Consider the following 1,449-nt stretch of genomic DNA (forward strand, 5'->3'; position numbering starts at 1 on the left):
AAAATGTAACAAGCCAGCAATTTATTTAGAGAGTTTGATCCTGGCTCAGGACGAACGCTGGCGGCGTGCTTAACACATGCAAGTCGAGCGAGATTTCAAGAATTAGTTTACTAATTCTTGAATGACAGCGGCGGACGGGTGAGTAACGCGTGGGCAACCTGCCCTGTGGAAAGGGATAGCCTCGGGAAACCGGGATTAATACCTTATAATATTTACTTTTCGCATGAGAAGTAAATCAAAGATTTATCGCCACGGGATGGGCCCGCGTCCCATTAGCTAGTTGGTGAGATAACAGCTCACCAAGGCGACGATGGGTAGCCGACCTGAGAGGGTGATCGGCCACATTGGGACTGAGACACGGCCCAAACTCCTACGGGAGGCAGCAGTGGGGAATATTGCGCAATGGGGGAAACCCTGACGCAGCAACGCCGCGTGAGTGAAGAAGGTTTTCGGATCGTAAAACTCTGTCTTTGGGGAAGAATACATGACGGTACCCAAGGAGGAAGCCCCGGCTAACTACGTGCCAGCAGCCGCGGTAATACGTAGGGGGCAAGCGTTGTCCGGAATTATTGGGCGTAAAGGGCGTGTAGGCGGTATCGTAAGTCAGGTGTGAAAGTTTGAGGCTTAACCTCAAAATTGCACTTGAAACTGCAATACTTGAGTACTGGAGAGGTAAGTGGAATTCCTAGTGTAGCGGTGAAATGCGTAGATATTAGGAGGAACACCAGTGGCGAAGGCGACTTACTGGACAGTTACTGACGCTGAGGCGCGAAAGCGTGGGGAGCAAACAGGATTAGATACCCTGGTAGTCCACGCCGTAAACGATGAATGCTAGGTGTTGGGGAGACTCAGTGCCGCAGTTAACACAATAAGCATTCCGCCTGGGGAGTACGGTCGCAAGACTGAAACTCAAAGGAATTGACGGGGGCCCGCACAAGCAGCGGAGCATGTGGTTTAATTCGAAGCAACGCGAAGAACCTTACCAGGTCTTGACATCCCCTGACGACCCTAGAGATAGGGAGTTCCCTTCGGGGACAGGGAGACAGGTGGTGCATGGTTGTCGTCAGCTCGTGTCGTGAGATGTTGGGTTAAGTCCCGCAACGAGCGCAACCCTTGTATTTAGTTGCCATCAGGTAATGCTGGGCACTCTAGATAGACTGCCGTAGACAATACGGAGGAAGGTGGGGATGACGTCAAATCATCATGCCCCTTATGACCTGGGCTACACACGTGCTACAATGGCCTGAACAAAGGGAAGCGAGATAGCAATATGGAGCAAATCCCAAAAAACAGGTCTCAGTTCGGATTGCAGGCTGCAACTCGCCTGCATGAAGTCGGAGTTGCTAGTAATCGCAGATCAGAATGCTGCGGTGAATGCGTTCCCGGGCCTTGTACACACCGCCCGTCACACCACGAAAGTTGGCAACACCCGAAGTCAGTGAGCTAACC

General features: G+C 51.8%; 1 rRNA gene. It reads left to right on the forward strand.

Annotated elements, in window-relative coordinates:
* Window positions 1–22: 22 nt before the first annotated feature.
* Window positions 23–1,449 (forward strand): 16S ribosomal RNA (locus tag DES36_RS14625); the annotation flags it as partial.

The sequence above is a fragment of the Alkalibaculum bacchi genome (assembly GCF_003317055.1).
In the GTDB taxonomy this organism is placed as follows: Bacteria; Bacillota; Clostridia; order Eubacteriales; family Alkalibacteraceae; genus Alkalibaculum; species Alkalibaculum bacchi.